Source organism: Pseudomonas sp. B21-010 (assembly GCF_024749325.1).
Taxonomy (GTDB): Bacteria; Pseudomonadota; Gammaproteobacteria; order Pseudomonadales; family Pseudomonadaceae; genus Aquipseudomonas; species Aquipseudomonas kilonensis.
This window is the reverse complement of the sequence record NZ_CP087198.1, coordinates 3,950,266-3,966,893: the sequence shown is the minus strand read 5'-3', so window position 1 is coordinate 3,966,893 and position 16,628 is coordinate 3,950,266. Positions and strand designations below refer to the sequence as shown.

General features: G+C 55.8%; 17 protein-coding genes and 1 pseudogene. 8 read left to right on the top strand and 10 right to left on the bottom strand.

The genetic code is table 11. The features are described from left to right. Nucleotides 1-30 precede the first annotated feature (30 nt). Nucleotides 31-1,197, bottom strand: a complete 1,167-nt coding sequence (locus LOY50_RS17345; protein WP_258688659.1) for an MFS transporter — start codon at nucleotides 1,195-1,197, stop codon at nucleotides 31-33. A 94-nt stretch (nucleotides 1,198-1,291) separates the two neighbouring features. Between LOY50_RS17345 and LOY50_RS17340 the strand changes: the two genes are divergently transcribed. Continuing rightward, nucleotides 1,292-2,185, top strand: a complete 894-nt coding sequence (locus tag LOY50_RS17340; RefSeq protein ID WP_214511932.1) for a LysR family transcriptional regulator — start codon at nucleotides 1,292-1,294, stop codon at nucleotides 2,183-2,185. A 14-nt stretch (nucleotides 2,186-2,199) separates the two neighbouring features. On the opposite strand, the gene LOY50_RS17335 is transcribed toward LOY50_RS17340, so the two are convergent. Next, nucleotides 2,200-2,895 (bottom strand): HAD family hydrolase, encoded by a 696-nt coding sequence (locus LOY50_RS17335; RefSeq protein WP_258688657.1) that lies wholly within the window; start codon nucleotides 2,893-2,895, stop codon nucleotides 2,200-2,202. 85 nt (nucleotides 2,896-2,980) lie between these two features. Beyond that, nucleotides 2,981-3,742, bottom strand: a complete 762-nt coding sequence (locus LOY50_RS17330; protein ID WP_258688656.1) for an SDR family NAD(P)-dependent oxidoreductase — start codon at nucleotides 3,740-3,742, stop codon at nucleotides 2,981-2,983. A 296-nt stretch (nucleotides 3,743-4,038) separates the two neighbouring features. Between LOY50_RS17330 and LOY50_RS17325 the strand changes: the two genes are divergently transcribed. Further along, nucleotides 4,039-4,623, top strand: a complete 585-nt coding sequence (locus LOY50_RS17325; protein ID WP_253476000.1) for a DUF805 domain-containing protein — start codon at nucleotides 4,039-4,041, stop codon at nucleotides 4,621-4,623. 259 nt (nucleotides 4,624-4,882) lie between these two features. On the opposite strand, the gene LOY50_RS17320 is transcribed toward LOY50_RS17325, so the two are convergent. The 4 genes from LOY50_RS17320 to LOY50_RS17305 all read right to left on the bottom strand — a co-directional run bounded on the left by LOY50_RS17320 (nucleotide 4,883) and on the right by LOY50_RS17305 (nucleotide 7,222). Beyond that, nucleotides 4,883-5,368 (bottom strand): GNAT family N-acetyltransferase, encoded by a 486-nt coding sequence (locus tag LOY50_RS17320; RefSeq protein WP_077508705.1) that lies wholly within the window; start codon nucleotides 5,366-5,368, stop codon nucleotides 4,883-4,885. A gap of 168 nt (nucleotides 5,369-5,536) precedes the next feature. Beyond that, complete coding sequence (locus LOY50_RS17315) at nucleotides 5,537-5,923, bottom strand: hypothetical protein (RefSeq protein ID WP_258688655.1); 387 nt, start codon at nucleotides 5,921-5,923, stop codon at nucleotides 5,537-5,539. A 44-nt stretch (nucleotides 5,924-5,967) separates the two neighbouring features. Next, nucleotides 5,968-6,222, bottom strand: a complete 255-nt coding sequence (locus LOY50_RS17310) for a hypothetical protein (protein ID WP_053180412.1) — start codon at nucleotides 6,220-6,222, stop codon at nucleotides 5,968-5,970. Between the two features lie 82 nt (nucleotides 6,223-6,304). Further along, nucleotides 6,305-7,222, bottom strand: a complete 918-nt coding sequence (locus LOY50_RS17305; RefSeq protein ID WP_258688654.1) for a LysR family transcriptional regulator — start codon at nucleotides 7,220-7,222, stop codon at nucleotides 6,305-6,307. Between the two features lie 85 nt (nucleotides 7,223-7,307). On the opposite strand from LOY50_RS17305, the gene LOY50_RS17300 reads away from it, so the two are divergent. Continuing rightward, entirely contained in the window at nucleotides 7,308-8,099 is a 792-nt protein-coding gene (locus LOY50_RS17300) for an NAD(P)H-dependent oxidoreductase (protein ID WP_258688653.1), read from the top strand. 267 nt (nucleotides 8,100-8,366) lie between these two features. Here LOY50_RS17300 and LOY50_RS17295 read toward each other — a convergent pair whose 3' ends face one another. Then, nucleotides 8,367-8,834, bottom strand: a complete 468-nt coding sequence (locus LOY50_RS17295) for a DUF6678 family protein (protein ID WP_258688652.1) — start codon at nucleotides 8,832-8,834, stop codon at nucleotides 8,367-8,369. Between the two features lie 115 nt (nucleotides 8,835-8,949). Then, the gene (locus LOY50_RS17290; RefSeq protein ID WP_258688651.1) at nucleotides 8,950-9,378 is read right to left on the bottom strand and encodes a hypothetical protein; all 429 of its coding nucleotides are present in this window, start codon (nucleotides 9,376-9,378) and stop codon (nucleotides 8,950-8,952) included. A 752-nt stretch (nucleotides 9,379-10,130) separates the two neighbouring features. Here LOY50_RS17290 and LOY50_RS17285 point away from each other — a divergent pair. The 5 genes and pseudogenes from LOY50_RS17285 to LOY50_RS17265 all read left to right on the top strand — a co-directional run bounded on the left by LOY50_RS17285 (nucleotide 10,131) and on the right by LOY50_RS17265 (nucleotide 16,123). Continuing rightward, the gene (locus tag LOY50_RS17285; protein WP_258688650.1) at nucleotides 10,131-13,949 is read left to right on the top strand and encodes a CHAT domain-containing protein; all 3,819 of its coding nucleotides are present in this window, start codon (nucleotides 10,131-10,133) and stop codon (nucleotides 13,947-13,949) included. Nucleotides 13,950-14,262: 313 nt separating this feature from the next. After that, nucleotides 14,263-14,595: a hypothetical protein gene (locus LOY50_RS17280; protein WP_258688649.1), complete on the top strand. Its 333-nt coding sequence runs from the start codon at nucleotides 14,263-14,265 to the stop codon at nucleotides 14,593-14,595. Nucleotides 14,596-14,750: 155 nt separating this feature from the next. Further along, nucleotides 14,751-14,924 carry a hypothetical protein gene (locus LOY50_RS17275; protein ID WP_258688648.1) on the top strand — a complete coding sequence of 58 codons (174 nt, stop codon included), beginning with the start codon at nucleotides 14,751-14,753 and terminating at the stop codon, nucleotides 14,922-14,924. A 154-nt stretch (nucleotides 14,925-15,078) separates the two neighbouring features. Further along, a pseudogene (locus LOY50_RS17270) lies at nucleotides 15,079-15,699 on the top strand (tyrosine-type recombinase/integrase). 112 nt (nucleotides 15,700-15,811) lie between these two features. After that, nucleotides 15,812-16,123, top strand: coding sequence for a hypothetical protein (locus LOY50_RS17265; protein WP_018601124.1), 312 nt, complete (start codon nucleotides 15,812-15,814; stop codon nucleotides 16,121-16,123). A gap of 145 nt (nucleotides 16,124-16,268) precedes the next feature. On the opposite strand, the gene LOY50_RS17260 is transcribed toward LOY50_RS17265, so the two are convergent. Further along, nucleotides 16,269-16,541 carry a hypothetical protein gene (locus LOY50_RS17260; protein WP_018601122.1) on the bottom strand — a complete coding sequence of 91 codons (273 nt, stop codon included), beginning with the start codon at nucleotides 16,539-16,541 and terminating at the stop codon, nucleotides 16,269-16,271. Nucleotides 16,542-16,628: the final 87 nt, after the last annotated feature.

Below are 16,628 nucleotides of genomic sequence, written 5' to 3'. Positions count from 1 at the left end.
ATGGCGACTAACAGCCCCCTCACATCATCCTCACACCACCGCAGCTGCAATCGCTCTGGAGCGCCAGGCAAAAGCCACCACCATCAGCAAACCCAACCCCGCCATTGCCGCCCCGGCCAGGGAAATCGCCGGATAACCCAGCCCGGCATTGATCACCGCACCCCCGAGCGCCGCACCAATCGCGTTACCGAGGTTGAAGGCGCCGATGTTCACCGCCGAGGCCAGGTTGGGCGCGTCCTTGGCTGCTTCCATGACGCGCATCTGCAGCGGCGGCACCAGGGCGAAGCTGGCGATACCCCATATCAGGATGGCCACGGCGGCCGGCAGCGGCCAACGCATCAGTACGGTGAACGCCAGCAAGACAAGAATCAGCACGCTCAGTGAAACGATCAGGGTGCGATCGATCGAGCGGTCGGCGGCCTTGCCGCCCCACATGTTGCCCAGCGTCAACCCCACACCGAACAGCACCAGCATGGCCGTGATGTAGGCGGTGGACGCGTGGGTCTCGCTGCTGAGGATCGGCGCGATATAGGTGAAGACGGTAAACATGGCACCCGAGCCGACGACGGTCAGGGCCAACGCCCCCAGCACCGGACCACGGCCCAGTACCCGAATTTCGGCCAGTACACCGGCGCTTTGCGGTGCCGGCAGGTTGGGCAGGGCGAACCACAACGCGGCCATGGTCGCCACGCCGAGGCCGGTAATACCCCAGAAAGCGGTGCGCCAGCCGAACAGTTCGCCAAACCAGGCGGCCAGTGGCACACCGCCGATGGTCGCCAGGGTCAGACCCATGAACATGGCCGCGACCGCCCCGGCACGCTTCTCTGGGGCGACCACGCTGGCGGCGACGATCGAGCCAACGCCAAAGAACGCACCGTGGTTCAGTGAGGTCACCACCCTGGCGACCATGAGGCTGTAGTAATCGGTCGCCAAGGCTGACATCAGGTTACCCAGGGTGAAAATCGCCATGAGCCCGATCAGCAGATAGCGCCGGGGAATCCTGCCGGTGGTCAGGGTCATCAGCGGCGCGCCAAGCAGCACGCCCAGGGCGTAAGCGCTGACCAACAGGCCCGCAGCGGGAATGGAAACGCCGAGATCCGCAGCGATGCCCGGCAACATGCCCATGGGGGCGAACTCGGTAACGCCGATGCCAAAGGCACCAATGGCGAGTGCGACAAGTGGTGGATTGATACGCATGGAAGGCTCCTTATCTATGCCGCCAATGCTACGATCCAACTTTTTCAGGCGGTAGATAGCATTTTTGGCAATCACCTTTGCGTAAGAGGCACAAATGGACTTCAACGGCAGGTCAGGTGAAATGAGCGTGTTCGCCACCGTGGCGCAGGAAGGCAGCCTTTCAGCCGCCGCGCGTGCATTGGGGCTGACACCCTCGGCGGTCAGTCGGATCATCGCGCGTACCGAACAACGCCTTGGCACCCGCCTGTTGCTGCGCACCACCCGAGCGATCACCTTCACCGCCGAGGGCGAGGCGTTCCTGCGCGGCGCCCGGCGTATCCTGGCCGACATGGCCGAGGTCGAAGAAGCCATCGCCGACCAGGGCGTACCCAGGGGCCGCTTGCGGGTCAGCGCGGCCCTTGGCCATGGGCGGCTGGCCATCGTTCCCTTGGTAGCCGCATTCAGCGCCCGTTACCCGAACATCGTCGTCGACCTCACTCTCGGCGACGAAGTGGTCGACATCCTCGGCGGCCAGGCCGACGTGGCGGTGCGCTTTGGTCATCTGCCCGACAGCCCGCTGACCGCGCGCAGGATCGGCGACACCGGCCAGGTAGTGGTGGCATCGCCCGACTATCTGCAACGCCACGGCACTCCCCAGGAACCGGAAGACCTGCTGCGGCACAACTGCCTACGCTTCAACTTCCGGCGTGCCGAACCCAACTGGCCGTTCATCCGCGACGGACGAGAGTTCTCCCTGAAGGTCAGTGGCAACATCGAATGCAGCAGCGGTGAAGCGCTGGCACAACTCGCGCGAGTCGGTGCCGGCATTGCGCGTATCGGCGAGTTCACCGTGAGCGAGGACCTAAAGCGCGGCGATCTGGTACGGCTGCTGGAAGAGTGGAACCCCGGTGATCGGGAACCGATTCATGCGGTGTTCGTAGGGGGCTCGGCAATGCCGGCGCGGGTGCGGTTGTTTGTGGATTTTTTGCTGGAGCATCATCGGATGTGAGGGATGGACCGTTGCTAGGTTGCAAGCATGTCCAGGAGTCCTTCCAATGTTTTAATGGACCGCTCCGCTGGCGTTATGCTCGCTGGCCACGGATGGAATCCACTCAACCAGACAGCAAGCATTCCGGCGGCTGTAGCACCCAGGTAATCATTCTGTGGGTGATCACCGACGAACCAGCAATGCTCAGGACGAGCGCCCAGCGCCTGGGCTCCCAGATGGAATATCTCAGACTTCGGTTTCGCAATGCCGCACGCCTCAGAGCAAATCATCGTTTCAATGGTTTCGCCGAAAGGTAGTGCCGCCAAAGTCTGCCGTCGCGAATGCTCGGCGCCGTTGGAAATGACGCCCATGGCGATACCCTTGCGATGCAGCGCTTGAACCATCGCGCTAGCGCCTGGCATTTCAACCGCAGCGCTCGGGAAGTGATCCATCCAGTGTGCAATTAATCGCTTGGGATCGACTGGCCCAGTCCACTTCAGCCCCTGGGCTAACGTGTACCCAACCGCCTCACGGATGGAAGAATATTCCGATTCCGGTCGCAAATATCCACCGTTGTCGATGCGCGCGATCAGATGAGAGATCTGACGGGCGTCTGCCTCAGCGATTTCAATCTTGAACTCATGCAGAAACCGCTCAGCGTAGCGGTCAATGCTGAGCGCGCGATGGGTGAGTGTGTTGTCCAGATCGAACAGAATAGCTTTCGGTGCCAAGTTCCCTCCCAGCGATCACGATGCATTGGCTAACTTGATTACAGAGTGACCCGTCTTCTCACCTGCTACACCGCAGCACGCTAGCCTAGGTCAGATTCAACCCGCCGTCTGAGAGGAGTATCTCGCCGGTCAAGTAGTCCGACTCGACCAGCATGACAACAGCTTTTGCGATGTCGTCTGGGCTAGCGGCCCTGCGCATAGGTGCGCGAGTTCGCCACAACTCTTGGGCACCTGTCCACTCTGCGGTCAGAGGCGTGTCGACCAAGCCAGGCGCCACAGCGTTTACGCGAATTTCTGGCCCCAGCGATACCGCGAGCAAGCGGGTCATGTGATTAAGCGCAGCTTTACTTACCGCATAGGGAATCGATGCGCCCTTAGGACGGATACCGGCATGGGAACTGATGTTTACGACGCAACCTGCTCGACGGTAACGGGCGGCATCGCGCAATGCCGACTCGGCCAATGCGACCAGGTGGAACGGCGCCACGACATTAACCTCGTTAAGTTCGTGCCACACCGTCGAGTTGGCCGAGGCAAGGTCGCTGTGCGGAATGACTCTGCTAATACCGGCATTATTGACCAATACGTCGAGCTGCCCCCACGCGGCGATCGCCTCGTTAATAAGCCTGACCCTGTCAGCTTCTAAAGCAAGATCAGCTTGCACGTAAATAGCCTGCTTCATGTCGGCAGCCATAGCGCGTCCTGTATCTGCGGAATTTCGCGAATGGAGCACCACGGCATAGCCTGCCCGGCTTAGTACACGTGCAATGGCTGCGCCGATACCGGAAGTGGATCCTGTCACCAACGCGACGCGTAATACGTTATCGATTGTCGGATTGGGTTTCATATGGATATCTCGACTTGGTTGCTAGAAAGCCATCACGGTGCCGTTCGTGACTGGTGGCTTTGGGCCAGAAGCCGTCGTTCAGAGTTGGGACATGACCCGCCTTCTTACTAGCGGCAAAACACTTCATCAGGTGTACTGTGCGCACCATGCGACAGACCCACACATGCTGTGGTGCACACAGCCCCCCTTACACGATAGCGTCTTTTCCCTTGAGTTTGATGCCGGCCTTCGATTAGATATGAGGCGAAAACGTTGTGACGTGAATAGCACCATCAAACACAAGGGAATAGCACTAAATGGCCAGGATAGAACCCGTTTTCGGCAGTATCAGCAGCGAAATCGAAAACCCATACCAACTGGGCGACGCTCAACTGATTGACGACGAGGTTGTCACGTTTTCAAACCCCAAGATTTTGGATTTTTCCGGGCGTATTTCTCTGACGCGCTTCTGGCTGATTCGTGTGCCCTTGGTGCTGGTTCTTCCGGGCATTTTGCTGTGGTTCTTTATGGTGGGGTTGCGCCATCAACTGGTGGTTTTGCTGATAGTCGGTGTCACCGTTGTCGTTCCTGCCATCCTGCTCGATGTGTCTCTACTGGTACGCAGGGCACGTGATCTAGGCTGGAGTCCGATATGGGGAATTCTCTTCGTGTTCCCTGTTATCGGCTTTGTGATAACGCTTCCGCTCATCATGCTGCCGGGGCGTAAAGCGATCAATAAATACGGCCCGCCCAATCCACCTCTCTCGACGTTGGTAAAGCTACTTACCGCGCTGTTGGTGGTGCTGGTGCTTGTAACTTCAACCGTGCTAGTTGCGTATTTTCCCCAATACCACCCACCGGAACTCTACAAGTGGTTCTTTAATGCATTGGTTCAGGCATAACATTAGCGTACGCGAAGTCCATGCTTCACCTCATTGCGCGGCGCCAAGTGCTCAGGTGCCTTTGTAGAGAGCGCTGCGCGCACCACGCGATAGCCCTGCGTACGCCGCGGTGATGTCCATTGGGAAAAGAGAACAGATTTATTTCTCTGCTCTAAACGTCCGCTCCTGGCCGATTTCTGCCTGTCGCGAAGGGCTGCAATCGACTCTTGCGGACCTTGCAGCGTGCCGTTTTTACCTACTTCGTGACTATTCCAACAGGTCAAAACAGTCGGGTCATCAGCACATAAGGCACGCCAAACATGTCTGGCAGATTACGTACCACCCCGAAGCCGGCTCGCTGGTATAAGTGCTGCGCAGCTTCCATTATCGGGGTTGTATGTAACGCGATTAACGTCGTGCTATCGCGCTTCGCGCGGTTGATGCATTCGTCGAGTAGAGCCTGGCCAACGCCATGGCCCCGTGCTTTCGGCACAACTGACATCAACCGTACTATCGGCCATTCGGGCGCAAAAAAGTCGGGCTTGGGCTGGTTTGGACCGACGTAGCCGGCCGCGCCGACTATTTCGCCGTCCAGTTCTGCGACAAGTACTTCGCTGAGAGCAGCATTGGCGGTAAGCGCCCCGAGTCGCGGAGCGAGCTCATTCCACCCCGGCATGGCGGTGGCCAGCTCTATCCAGGCATCACGCACTACCTGATCGACCAGCGGCTTGTCTTCTGGAAAGAAATTTCTAATGGAAACAATCATCGGTCGTGTTGGCTGTAAGCCTGCCTCATGTGATCAGAAAAAAGGGGGGAGACATCGTCCGCTTTTGGCCGAAAGCAACCCGTTACTCCGGGCGTAGCTGACTTCCAGCTTGCAAGATTGTCCGGATGTCCTCTCGGATGCCGTCGAGAATGAGTCCACAGCAGTGAGTCATCGATGGCCCGCAGGCGCGTTGGTCGTGTGTACTTTGGCCAGGCGCAGGCGCCAGTCGCCGCCATGCCGGAGGCGGCATTCTTCTTCGGAGTCGAAACTGACGCAGCGGGCCATATGGGGGACGTGTACGTCGGCGTCGTTCAGGGCGGCGGCGGTCAGCTCACGCATGCGTTTGTCTGCCCCCGTTGAGAGGGCGTGTTCCTGGCTGGCGCGGCTGTCGAAAATCCAGATCACGCGCAGGCTTTGAGGAAAGGCGCGATAGTCGACGGTGTGGGTCAGCCAGGCGAAGCCCGGGATTTCAGTTTTGGCGGTTTCACAGGCTTCGGTCAGGGTGGCGATGAGACGACGCTCAATACGGGCGTCGTCACGTGAGGTGGGTGGCATAAAAGGCTCCAGGCGGGGTGTTCAATGGCTGAGGTGTCAGCCCCTCAACGTGGGCTTTGTTGAATCGAGAGGCGTAACCGTTGCCACTCATTCCAGCAATCCTCGGCAACGATATCCGCATAGCCCCGCTCTTGTTCCATCGCCAGTGCGGTGGCAAAGGTGACTGCAATGCAGGTGGCTTGGTCTCGGATGTTGCAGACTTCGAGTTCGGTGAGTGGGGCGCCTTTTTTGGACTCGGCTGCTGTGAGTACAGCTGCAAGGGCGGGTACGAAAACCAGGCATAGGGGATCGGAGGACATTAGCTTCTTCCTTGGAGTGAATTGGACATTATTAACGGGACACGGGGCAGGGGCGTCGTCATCGTTTCATGGTCCGGTCCATTTATTTCTGCGTGCCGGTTGTTTCCAACGTCGAAGCAATAAGGTCGCGTAGCCACATATGGGCAGGATCGCGATGCAGTCGCTCGGGCCATAACATCAGCATTTCAAACCCGGGAATGGTCAGCGGAGGTGCCTGGACGTGAAGCGCTGGCTCATGTTTCACCAGCCTTTCCGGCACCACCGCAACCAAATCGCTGTGCACCAATGCTGAGACCAGCGAGTTGAAATTGGACACGGACAATACCACTCGCCGTTCCAGACCTTCAGCTGCCAGCGCGTGGTCGGTACTGCCAACGAAGCCGGCGCCATCTGGTGACATGACCGCATGTTCAAGCGCGCAGAACGCTTTGAGCGACAGTTTGGTTGCCAGCGCGGGATGGCTGCGCCGCGCCGCCAGCACATAGCGTTCGTGAATCAAGGAGCGCTGACGCAACTTGGGCGGCGCTTCATCGCGGGTGTGCAGCGCCAGATCGATAAGGCCGTTTTCCAGATCCTTGGCAAAGTCGACAGTCGGTTTATTCATAAGCGCCAACCGCGTGTATGGGGCCAGGCGCCTGAGCCGCGAGAGCGACGGCCAGATCAAGGCAGTCGTCGCATAATCACTGGCAGCGATCTTCCACGTTTGATGGGACCGTCCGGGTTCAAAAGCGGCAACAGGACTCAGTGCGCTTTCCAGCGCGGCCAACGCGTCACGCAGGGGCCCCTGCAATTCGCGAGCACGCTCGGTGGGCGACATCCCTCGGGGGCCAGGCAGCAAAAGCGGATCATCAAGAAGATCCCTCAGCCTGCCCAGTTGCAGGCTGACGGTCGGTTGCGCGAGATTGAGCAAGCGCGCTGCCCGCGTCACATTCTGCTCGGCCAGCAAGGCATCCAATGTGACCAGCAAATTAAGATCCAGACGGCGCAAGCTATTGTGCATGCCAATACCATGTGTTTCGGGAATTCATTTCTATCATAGCGGATGCAAGCTTACGGTGAGGGACACATTCAACACGGAGACCCTCATGAAAATACTGCTGATCTACGCCCACCCCGAACCTCGTTCGCTCAATGGCGCGCTCAAGGACTTTGCGATCACTCACCTGGAAACAGCAGGCCACGAGGTCAAAGTTTCAGATCTCTACGGCATGCGGTGGAAAGCATCCCTCGATCCAGACGACGCCCCAGGTTATGACGCAGAAACGCCTTTCAACCCGGCGCTTGAATCCCAGCGTGTATTTGCCGCTGACAGCCAACCGGCGGACATCCAGGCAGAGCAGGCCAAATTGCTCTGGGCCGATGCCGTCATCTTTCAATTTCCGCTGTGGTGGTTCTCGATGCCCGCGATTCTCAAGGGCTGGATCGAACGCGTCTACGCTTACGGGTTTGCCTATGGTGTCGGCGAACATAGCGAAAACCACTGGGGCGATCGCTACGGCGAAGGCAGCATGACCGGCAAGCGCGCCATGTTGGTGGTCACAATGGGCGGTTGGGAATCCCACTACAGTGGCCGAGGGGTGAACGGCGCGTTGGATGACCTGCTATTTCCTATCCAGCATGGGGTGCTTTTCTATCCTGGCTTCACGGTCATGCCGGCCTTCCCAATCTACAAGACCAGCAAGATGGACGCCGCCCGGTTCCAATCCATTTGCACGGCTTATGCCGCTCGCTTGAATACGCTCTTCAGTGATCAACCCTTGCCATTTCGTCGCCAGAATCACGGCGATTACGAAATCCCGGCGTTGACGCTTAAATCGCATCTTGCGGCTGGGCGTTGCGATCTTGGTATTCATGTCAGTGACGGTGAGAGGGTTTGAGGTGAAACTCGATCGGAGGCTTGAGCCCAAAGGTGCTGGTAGTCGGGTCGTGCGCCTCGGGATTAATCATTCCTGGATGTCAGTAATGACGGTCCCGGCGATGCTCAGAACGAGAAAAGGGACGGATTTATTTGCTTAAATAGATCCGTCCCCTTTTTGTCCTTTTTGTCGAAAGCTGCCAGTCGGTCATATAACCAGCAATTGGCCCTGCCATTATTCATTTCAGAAGCAGTTGTTCATGCGCGGCGGCGGCTGACCGATCTCAGGCTATTGTACCGGCGGAAAATCTTCATACGATTTTGGGAAGTATCCCCAAATTCTCAGAACGTCAGCGCGCACCTCAAACTCGAATCCAATTTGTGCGACTACCTTTGATATTTCTTCTGTATGGTCAATGGTTGTACGTGTAAGCAACCTTCCTTTTGAGGGGGCGGTTTCTGACAAGCCAATGTCGAACCATTCGACAGACGCAAATGGAAACGGCAGATGGTAAAACCACTCGACATCCCACTCTGAGACATATCCAGTGACGGACTTGGAGCGGTAAGACGGACGCCAACCCTGACGCTGACGAAAATGGTTGATCAGCTCATCCCACTTGGTATTGTTCGATGCACTTGCCAAGTTTCTCGTCGCAACGGCAGCATGGATTTTCTTCCGTGTTGCATCATCATGGCCCGCGCCGGACCTCGGTAGCTCGCTCATATTCAGTCCTATCGATTTTTTGGTCTTCAAGAATGAATGCCTGTTTTTCGGATGTGGATGCAACCGGCCGACACCGGCAGTTATCGGCCAGAAGCAAACGTTCCAATGTATTTATACAAACGCGGAGGCGATTCATTCCGCCCCGCTAGTCCGGCTGATTACCTGCACAGGCAGGCAGGTCGGTGCCAATCGTGATCATTTCGACGGAAACTGTAGGGTGGTTACCGAAGCCCCAAGACAGAGGACCCCCATAATTCACCAGATCGTAGATCGCGCTTTCGCCAATCAGCTGGCCGTTGCGATTATCGTACAAGCGAAAAAAGGCTGGAATCTCCCAGCGAGCAAACCACTGTAGCTGCTCTGGTTCATCCGGGGGCGACTGGGGGTGAAAGAGGCCGGGCAGTAACCAAAAAGGTTGGAACTCCTGAACTCGGTAGCAGCCGTTGGGGCTGATCCTAGCGGCGCCGACGGGCTTCGCCAGAGCCTTTTCCCACCACTGTGAAACGGCCCATAGCGCCGCGCAGAACACGAGTCCAATGAGGGCTAACGTTGGGAGCCGGGTTAGTTTCTTCATCTTCGCAGACCTATCGGTAACTCGCATTTGAAGTTGTTCTTCCCACTCTTGAGCCCCAGGCACTGGGCTAACGCTCAATGCGCGGTTCGACTGCCGGGATGGCATTCACCTTACTCAAAGCAGACTTGAGACGTTGGGGGCATGCTATTGAGAAATGCTGCAACCTGCCGACTGCCGCGCAAATGCACAGAGGGAATGTCCGGTCCTATGGACAGGCGCAGCTCAGGCGCTTGCCGAGGAGGCGGACGCGGGGAGATTTGCCGCTACTGGTATTGCCCAGAATCACAATCCGTTGCATGGGAACTTCCTATCGCGAAAAAGTCGGCAATTGTGCAGGTTTTTGATGTCCGGCCAAAGGCGGATGGGAGTGGGCTACCGCACTTGGGGGAACGATGTTGTGTCGCTGCTGCACTTTCTGAATATGAAATAGAGAGGCCGCCCTATCCTTGGCTACACTGAATGTCCGCAATCGGCCGATTGTGTTGAAAAAGCCCACCACCGCTTCCACAGCAGAAAAGTACGCGCCTCAGATTGAAATCTTTATTTTGAGCAGAAGGTTACGGGCTCAGATTTCACGTAGCTACGCGTAAGAAAGGCGTTTTCACCAGTCAGTACGCGGGCTGCCTGGAAAAACCGACTTTTTCAACACAATCGGCCAAAAGCAGCCATTAAGTACCTCGAAGTCATGTGGGTGATTGCATTAACTGGGATCAGTATTAATGCTCTGCATCGTCGTATCAAGGAAGCGGGTTATGGATGAGTCGAACATGTCACAGGCAACAAACGTCCAGGGATATGACCCTAGAGAGCTATTCGCCAAAGGCTTTAACCTCGGGACCGCAGACCTCATACAAGGAGGCTCGTTTTCAGAGGTGATTGGGCGAACAGTCATCGCTCTCTTGATGGGGCTGACCGATGCAAACGGCAAAAGACCGTTTTCTGGTGTCACCGTCATTTTGCCGCCTGCCTCGGCGACCAGCTTGAATGACGTAGCTGTTTTTGACGCTCTGGTTGCTGGTACTAAATTTTTGCGTGGTTCTGAACCAAGTGCGCAGGAACTCAAGTACTTGAGGCGGCGAGTACGCATCCTGAATTGCCCCACTCTTGATACGGCCGATCTTGAAGCGTTCGTCCTGAGGCAGGGGGCGCGCCGGCTAGTGGCGGTTGCCTCAGCCAGTATTTATCGAGACCTGGACATAGAGTCTCCAGGCGCGTTTGGGGTCTCAGCTGTTCTGACATCAGAGGATCTTTGGGTTCCTCATGTGGCTTCTCTATGTCGGCGGTGCGTGGCTGCTGTGAAGGGCATGGACGGATATTCCTTAATTCATGTTGAAGAGCCCACTGCGACTCGGCCGCACAATACTGAGCAGCTAGTTGCAATTGATGGTTGCTACGTCGCTTGCTTAGCAATCGATCACGATGAAAAGGAAGAGGTTGGTCGTCGTGCACATAGGTGGCTTGCCCTCGCGCTGGGCGGGGATATTTCGGTAGCTATCACTGAGATCGATAGCCTTCAGTTGTCTGAGATAAATCGGTACCACGTGCGTGCTCAGCTGTTTTCTCGGGCGGCAATGCATGACGATGCAATCGCCGCAATCACACAGCTACTGCCACATACTTCGGCCTTGGATCCATCGAGCCTGGTCCAGTTGGCGTGGTTAGCTCACAAGAGCGGGGACGACTCGCTCGCACTGAAATTCTTGCCCGACGATGCTGAGCTCGTATCTAGCGTCATTTGGATCGAGCAAGGACTTGAGTTAGCGACGGTTATTGAGGATAGCAATCTGATCGAGCGTTACGACGCACGTCTCGCCCAGATGTATCCAGGTTCGGATCGCTTACGAGAGAATCGTGATCGCCGATTGCTGTGGAACTGCTCCTCGAAAACAGAGGAAGAGGGGCTGGCCTTTACTACAGCTGGCTTCACTGAAAAACACCTGGGAATACTGAGCGCCGTTATGTCTCAGAATCCAGACTACGAGCGGATCATAGAGCAGGCTAGGGAATGGGGTGCGGACTGGTTGGAACTCGCTGCAATCTGCTGTTCCGTGCATGCGTGGAGCATCGGTCAGTCCCGGTATGCGGCTGACATTGCGAGGCAAATTACAACTTCTGATCTGTACGGTCGTCAAGCCACTCAGGTTGTAATGTGGTCGGTACGTTCCTTGATGCTGAAGGAACAGGTTAGTCGGAACGACCGAGATTATTATCGTGCCCCACTGCAGGCGGCGATACGTTTCCTGGCCCTCCATCCAGAGGACGGAAGCATAAGATCTCAACTTTCACGACTGCTCTCTGTGGACTCCTGCGGAGATATCGGGATTCCCATGGTTGCCACAACGATGTTGGATATCGCCGAGGACGGTGCGAGGCTTGCCACATTTGATGAAGAGGCGCATACGCCAGATCGCGATCAGGGTGGCAGCGTCGAACCGGACGAGAACGAAATTAAAGCGTCTATCGAGAGTGGACTGAAGTGGCTGGGAGCCCATGGTGCTGCGGAGTACGGGGTGACCGTCCTACCTGCGGAATTGGTGCCTCATCCCGACATAACGATCCGCTATCTTGTCCGGATGATTCTCATGAGTGCACCGAAGGGGGAGGACGTCGATCTAAGATTCTTGGAGCTCTTAGCCATGCTGGTTTGTGCGATAAGTCCGCATGCAATGAGTGCGCGAGATGAAGATCTGCGTGCCATGCGACTCGTAGCAGGAAATTGTGCTGTAGCGGGGCAGTTTCAACGAGCTCGAAATCTAGCCGAGCAAATTCTAGTGATAGGGCAGGGGAATCCGCTTCGCCAGAGGCTGGCTTGGCTGGGTTTCGCAGATACCTATCACCGCTGCCGCAATATGACGGAGGCATTAGTCGGACTCGCATGTGCCTTGGCAACCGATGCTCCGGTGAGCAAGGCCGATCTATGGCAAGAGATTTATGCTGCAATCCGAGTTCTACGTGACCTTGGGCTATTCCAAATAGCACATGATTTTCTGCCAACACTGAAAAAGCTAGCTAGCGATCTGGGCCTTGATGCGGAGAACGATCCGCGAATCGTCGCAGCTGAAATGAGCCTCCGACTAATGGAGGTCAGTAGCAACCAGCATGACGAAATCGCAGCGATTGTTAGTGGATTGTCTGACGGTTGTGGGCGCGCCATGACTGACCGAAGCTTGCTACTTCCCTTAATAATCATGTTGGGACAGGCAGTTCAGAAAGCCAAAGCAGCAGCTGTACATGTGGACGAAAGCACTCTTGACCTGCTTAAGACCGGGCTCGCGTTGTTAGGACGACAGGCGTCTCAATTGGTGGACACTGTCTCAACTGACGCGCCATCTGCAGCGAACGTTACCGCGATGTTCAATCAAGTACAGCGAGCGCTCTACGCAGCGGATGTCGCCGGTGATTTTGAATTTGTTGGAGTGGCGGCTCGTCGTCTATTGAATGACCAGGTAGGACAACCTGCCTCTGCTGAGGATAAAGCGCTAGCCGTCGAGATTCTCGCCGATCACGCTGTTGCATTGCCAAAGCCCCCGCCTGCCATTCAAGTCGGTTGGCCGGTCTACTACTCAAAATCGCTTAACAACGCGGGAATAGATGTGGTTTTCATGGGGCTGGACAGTGCCGACGAGCTGGTCGTAACACACGTTTCTAACGGACACGCTCAGTCCATTGAGCAACCTCGCCATGACCGTTCCTTCCGTTTGCGGATGCTGAGGTGGCTGGAGGATTATCCTCGTCAATATGGCTATATTGATGCCGAGGACGGAGATGATGAGTTCTTTATCACGATGGAGCGTTTAGATGTGCGGCTTCCTGCCCCTGAATCGCTCCTAGTTATAGCAGAGCCGTTGTTACAGCAATTGACCATGAATCTCGGGCTAGTAACTCCCGAGGAGGGGGGATTCCCATATCTCTTGGGCACCACAACAGCGGTAGGGATGATGCCTTCGCTCACCTGGCTCTCAATGGCCCGGGCCAGTGAACGCAGTGGCAAAACAGCCTATAGAGCTTGGATCTCTACTCAAGAAGGCCCTGAGGCAAACGGTACACTGGGCAGGGCGCTGGAAAGACTTGGCGGGACCTTCGATGAGTTTGGATTCACCGTCGATAATGGACGGCAGTTGCCGCCTGACATGTCTGATGCAAATCTTGCGGTGATTACTGCGCATGGCGGACTGACCGCAGAGGGGCGGTACATCCACAGTATTCGAGATGAGGATTGCCTCTTCGAGGCACCTACAGCACTCGCCGCTGCGCTTGCAGGGGTGGAGGTGGTGATTCTCTTCGTATGCAGCGGAGGCCGAATTGACAAGCATCCGTGGGGAAATACAACTGTAGGTCTGCCTAAGCTGCTTTTGGACAAAGGCTGCCGTGCAGTTATCGCTTCGCCTTGGCCACTGGATGTAAAAGTGACCTACAACTGGCTTGAGCCATTCCTTCGGGAGTGGGAGGCAGGTTCGACAGTTCTTCAAGCGACAAAAAAGGCTAACGAGGAGGTCGCTCATAGGCTAGGTGAGCGTCCGCAATATTCGCTTGGAATGACTGCATATGGAGATGTTTTGCTTACTAAGTGAACGATTCGGTAAGGTCTAGGTGGTTCCTGATACCGTGTGGACCGACCTGGAGGTGTTGACTAATACCATCATCAACGGACTCACTTTCGCCAAGCAAACCGGCGCATGGATCGAGCTTTCTGACTTCGAGGCGCGACAGTATTTGTCTCTGGTCTTGCCTAGCGCTGCGGGCAAGGTAAATATGCGGGTAACTGCTGAGAAGCTCTAGGTGCGTTGATCAAAGAATAGTTGTTGCATGCCCGCTAGCGGGCATGTCGAGAACCGATTCAGCGGGGCGTCTGCCGACAGTCACAAACACAGTGGAAAAATCAGCATGGCAAAGAAAGTCGTTGTGAAAAGCGGTACGGTTTATAACACCCTCGGCGCTGCTCAAGCTTACTTCGACGCTTTACGAGAGGGTACGGGCATTGAACACAAGCTCTCAGATCCTGATCGGTCTGACGTACTCGACGTCTATCATCGGTATTGCCAATTGGACAGTTGGGGTGGTGAGGTGAAAGACGCTGTTGATGTGGTTGCAGTCTGGGACAACAGGCCACGTGGGCCAGGTCAATATGCTCAAACGAAAACGTTCGCAGTTGTTTCTCCTTCTGGTGAGCGCTCCATCTTTAGCATCGGTAAGGCGTTGGCCAAAATTGCTGTCTGATCAGTCTCGCTGGTGGCTTGGCCGGGCAAGCTCGCCGTCGAGCGGGCTGAGCCATTAGAAGCGCACCTGGGTTTTCCGAAATACCGAATTTGTGAAGTGAGGACCACCAATTAAATATCTTCGATGAGCCCGTGAGCTTGGCTGGTTACCAGCTGGTGAAAGCGTTCGCAGCCTGCCTGAGCAGCTTCCCTGAGAAGGAACAGGTCCCCAAGAGCGCATTCGACACTTGGTCGGCGCCGTTGGCTGAAACTGGCGCCAGTGAAGACCAGATGCGGCAGGTCGGCGAGTGGTATGCCTTGCACCACAAGACTGCCCCATCCCTGCCTTAGGTTGCTTGGTTGCTGACGACGGAGAGATACGTGATCTCTCAGGTCCGATGTTCATGGACATGCTTCGCATGCAGGCATAGCTCGCGGGACCACTTTTGGCCGGTTAGCGACCGCTCTGGTTAGCGATCCTTGTCCTTCCACACGTGGACATGTCATGAACATCATCGCTACCCGCAGCCGTCAGCCCTGGAACAAAGAAAAATTGGTCGGGCAGAAACCCCCGCTACGACTGAGAGATATCTGGGCCATCCGAGTAAGGCTTCAAATCGCAAAAAGAACCCGGGATCTAGCTCTTTTCGATCTGGCCATCGACAGCAAGCTTCGAGCCTGCGACTTAACCAAGCTCCGCGTGCGCGACATTGCCCATGGTGAGTACATATCATCACGAGCCATGGTGATGCAGCAGAAAACGCAGCGGCCAGTGCAATTCGAGATCACTGAGCAGACACGGTATGTCTCTCACGGCCTAGATACATCAGGCCCAGCTACGCAGCGAGGACTGTCTTTTTCCCAGCCGGCTGCATACCTCAAACCATCTATTCACTCGTCAATACGCTCGTATCGTCAAAGACTGCGTGAAAGCCGTTGGCCTTGATCCAGCCATGTATGGCACTCACACAATGAGACGTACCAAGGCATCATCATCTATCGCAGGACGAAGAACCTGCGGGCGGATCAGCTGCTGCTCGGCCATACGAAGCTGGAAAGCACCGTTCGATATCTAGGGATTGAGGTCGATGACGCCCTGGAGATGGCGGAACAGACTGAGGTTTGACTATGCATAGCGACGGTCGAAGTCAGGCCGTCGCTAACCGACCCAAATTGGTCAGCATCATGTTCCAGTATTATTATGCCGATGCCCGGACTGTTCATAGGTAGGCTTATATATGGCCAGAAGCGTTAGGCTTCAAAAGAAACTTCATTCAAAGCATCTCATTGAGATAGCGGGAGAGGTGGTGCTTGATGATTGCCTTGTTGAAAAGCTATGGGCGCTCAACAGAGGTGACAGGTTTGAGTTGAACTCACGCTCCTTCAGTTTTGGACCTGTTCAAAAATACCGCTTGGAATACGTGATAACGAGAGGCCCAGTTCCTGGGCACTGGCTCTACAAAGAATTTGACCCAGAGGAACTGACATTATTTTTTACGGCAAAAGACTTTGTCGGCATTTGCCATGGCTGGACCTTGTTTGACGAGTGACCGCTAAGCATCAGCTTTCTGGGAGGCAGATTCTGGCCGATCTCTGCCGGTTGGAACCTTTGAACTAGGTAGCCAGATTTGAGGTTCGGCGCAGATACCATCTTGAATTACGTAAAACGGGCGCTTTCAGGCGCCCGTCATTCCATCAGCTTTCAACCTGCGCCTGAAGCCGCCGACCAATCACCTCCAGCAAATCGCACCCATCCCGCAACGGAATCACCAAAAGCTGTGCAAAGTCCGAAAGCACAACCGTATCGCTGGTGATTTCAGAGCGAAACGCAATGTTCTCAAGTACCTGAGTCACCACACGGATGCGGTAATCAGCTGTGGCGTGTAGTACGTCAAGCGGGGCTTGGGTGTCGATGAGCAGGGAAGCGGGAGTGCAGTCGATGCCGGTGATGGGTGTGTATCTTTGCATGGGATTGCTCCAATTAATTTAAAGGGCTGATCCGATACGCAGGTCGCCAAACCTGATCACCCTATTCGGCGATGGGAATGACTATAG

Bases quoted from the DNA above. Each gene is read 5' to 3' on its own strand.
- LOY50_RS17345 (WP_258688659.1), bottom strand. From the start codon at position 1,197: ATGCGTATCAATCCACCACTTGTCGCACTCGCCATTGGTGCCTTTGGC.
- LOY50_RS17340 (WP_214511932.1), top strand. From the start codon at position 1,292: ATGGACTTCAACGGCAGGTCAGGTGAAATGAGCGTGTTCGCCACCGTG.
- LOY50_RS17330 (WP_258688656.1), bottom strand. From the start codon at position 3,742: ATGAAACCCAATCCGACAATCGATAACGTATTACGCGTCGCGTTGGTG.
- LOY50_RS17325 (WP_253476000.1), top strand. From the start codon at position 4,039: ATGGCCAGGATAGAACCCGTTTTCGGCAGTATCAGCAGCGAAATCGAA.
- LOY50_RS17320 (WP_077508705.1), bottom strand. From the start codon at position 5,368: ATGATTGTTTCCATTAGAAATTTCTTTCCAGAAGACAAGCCGCTGGTC.
- LOY50_RS17315 (WP_258688655.1), bottom strand. From the start codon at position 5,923: ATGCCACCCACCTCACGTGACGACGCCCGTATTGAGCGTCGTCTCATC.
- LOY50_RS17310 (WP_053180412.1), bottom strand. From the start codon at position 6,222: ATGTCCTCCGATCCCCTATGCCTGGTTTTCGTACCCGCCCTTGCAGCT.
- LOY50_RS17305 (WP_258688654.1), bottom strand. From the start codon at position 7,222: ATGCACAATAGCTTGCGCCGTCTGGATCTTAATTTGCTGGTCACATTG.
- LOY50_RS17300 (WP_258688653.1), top strand. From the start codon at position 7,308: ATGAAAATACTGCTGATCTACGCCCACCCCGAACCTCGTTCGCTCAAT.
- LOY50_RS17290 (WP_258688651.1), bottom strand. From the start codon at position 9,378: ATGAAGAAACTAACCCGGCTCCCAACGTTAGCCCTCATTGGACTCGTG.
- LOY50_RS17285 (WP_258688650.1), top strand. From the start codon at position 10,131: ATGGATGAGTCGAACATGTCACAGGCAACAAACGTCCAGGGATATGAC.
- LOY50_RS17280 (WP_258688649.1), top strand. From the start codon at position 14,263: ATGGCAAAGAAAGTCGTTGTGAAAAGCGGTACGGTTTATAACACCCTC.
- LOY50_RS17265 (WP_018601124.1), top strand. From the start codon at position 15,812: ATGGCCAGAAGCGTTAGGCTTCAAAAGAAACTTCATTCAAAGCATCTC.
- LOY50_RS17260 (WP_018601122.1), bottom strand. From the start codon at position 16,541: ATGCAAAGATACACACCCATCACCGGCATCGACTGCACTCCCGCTTCC.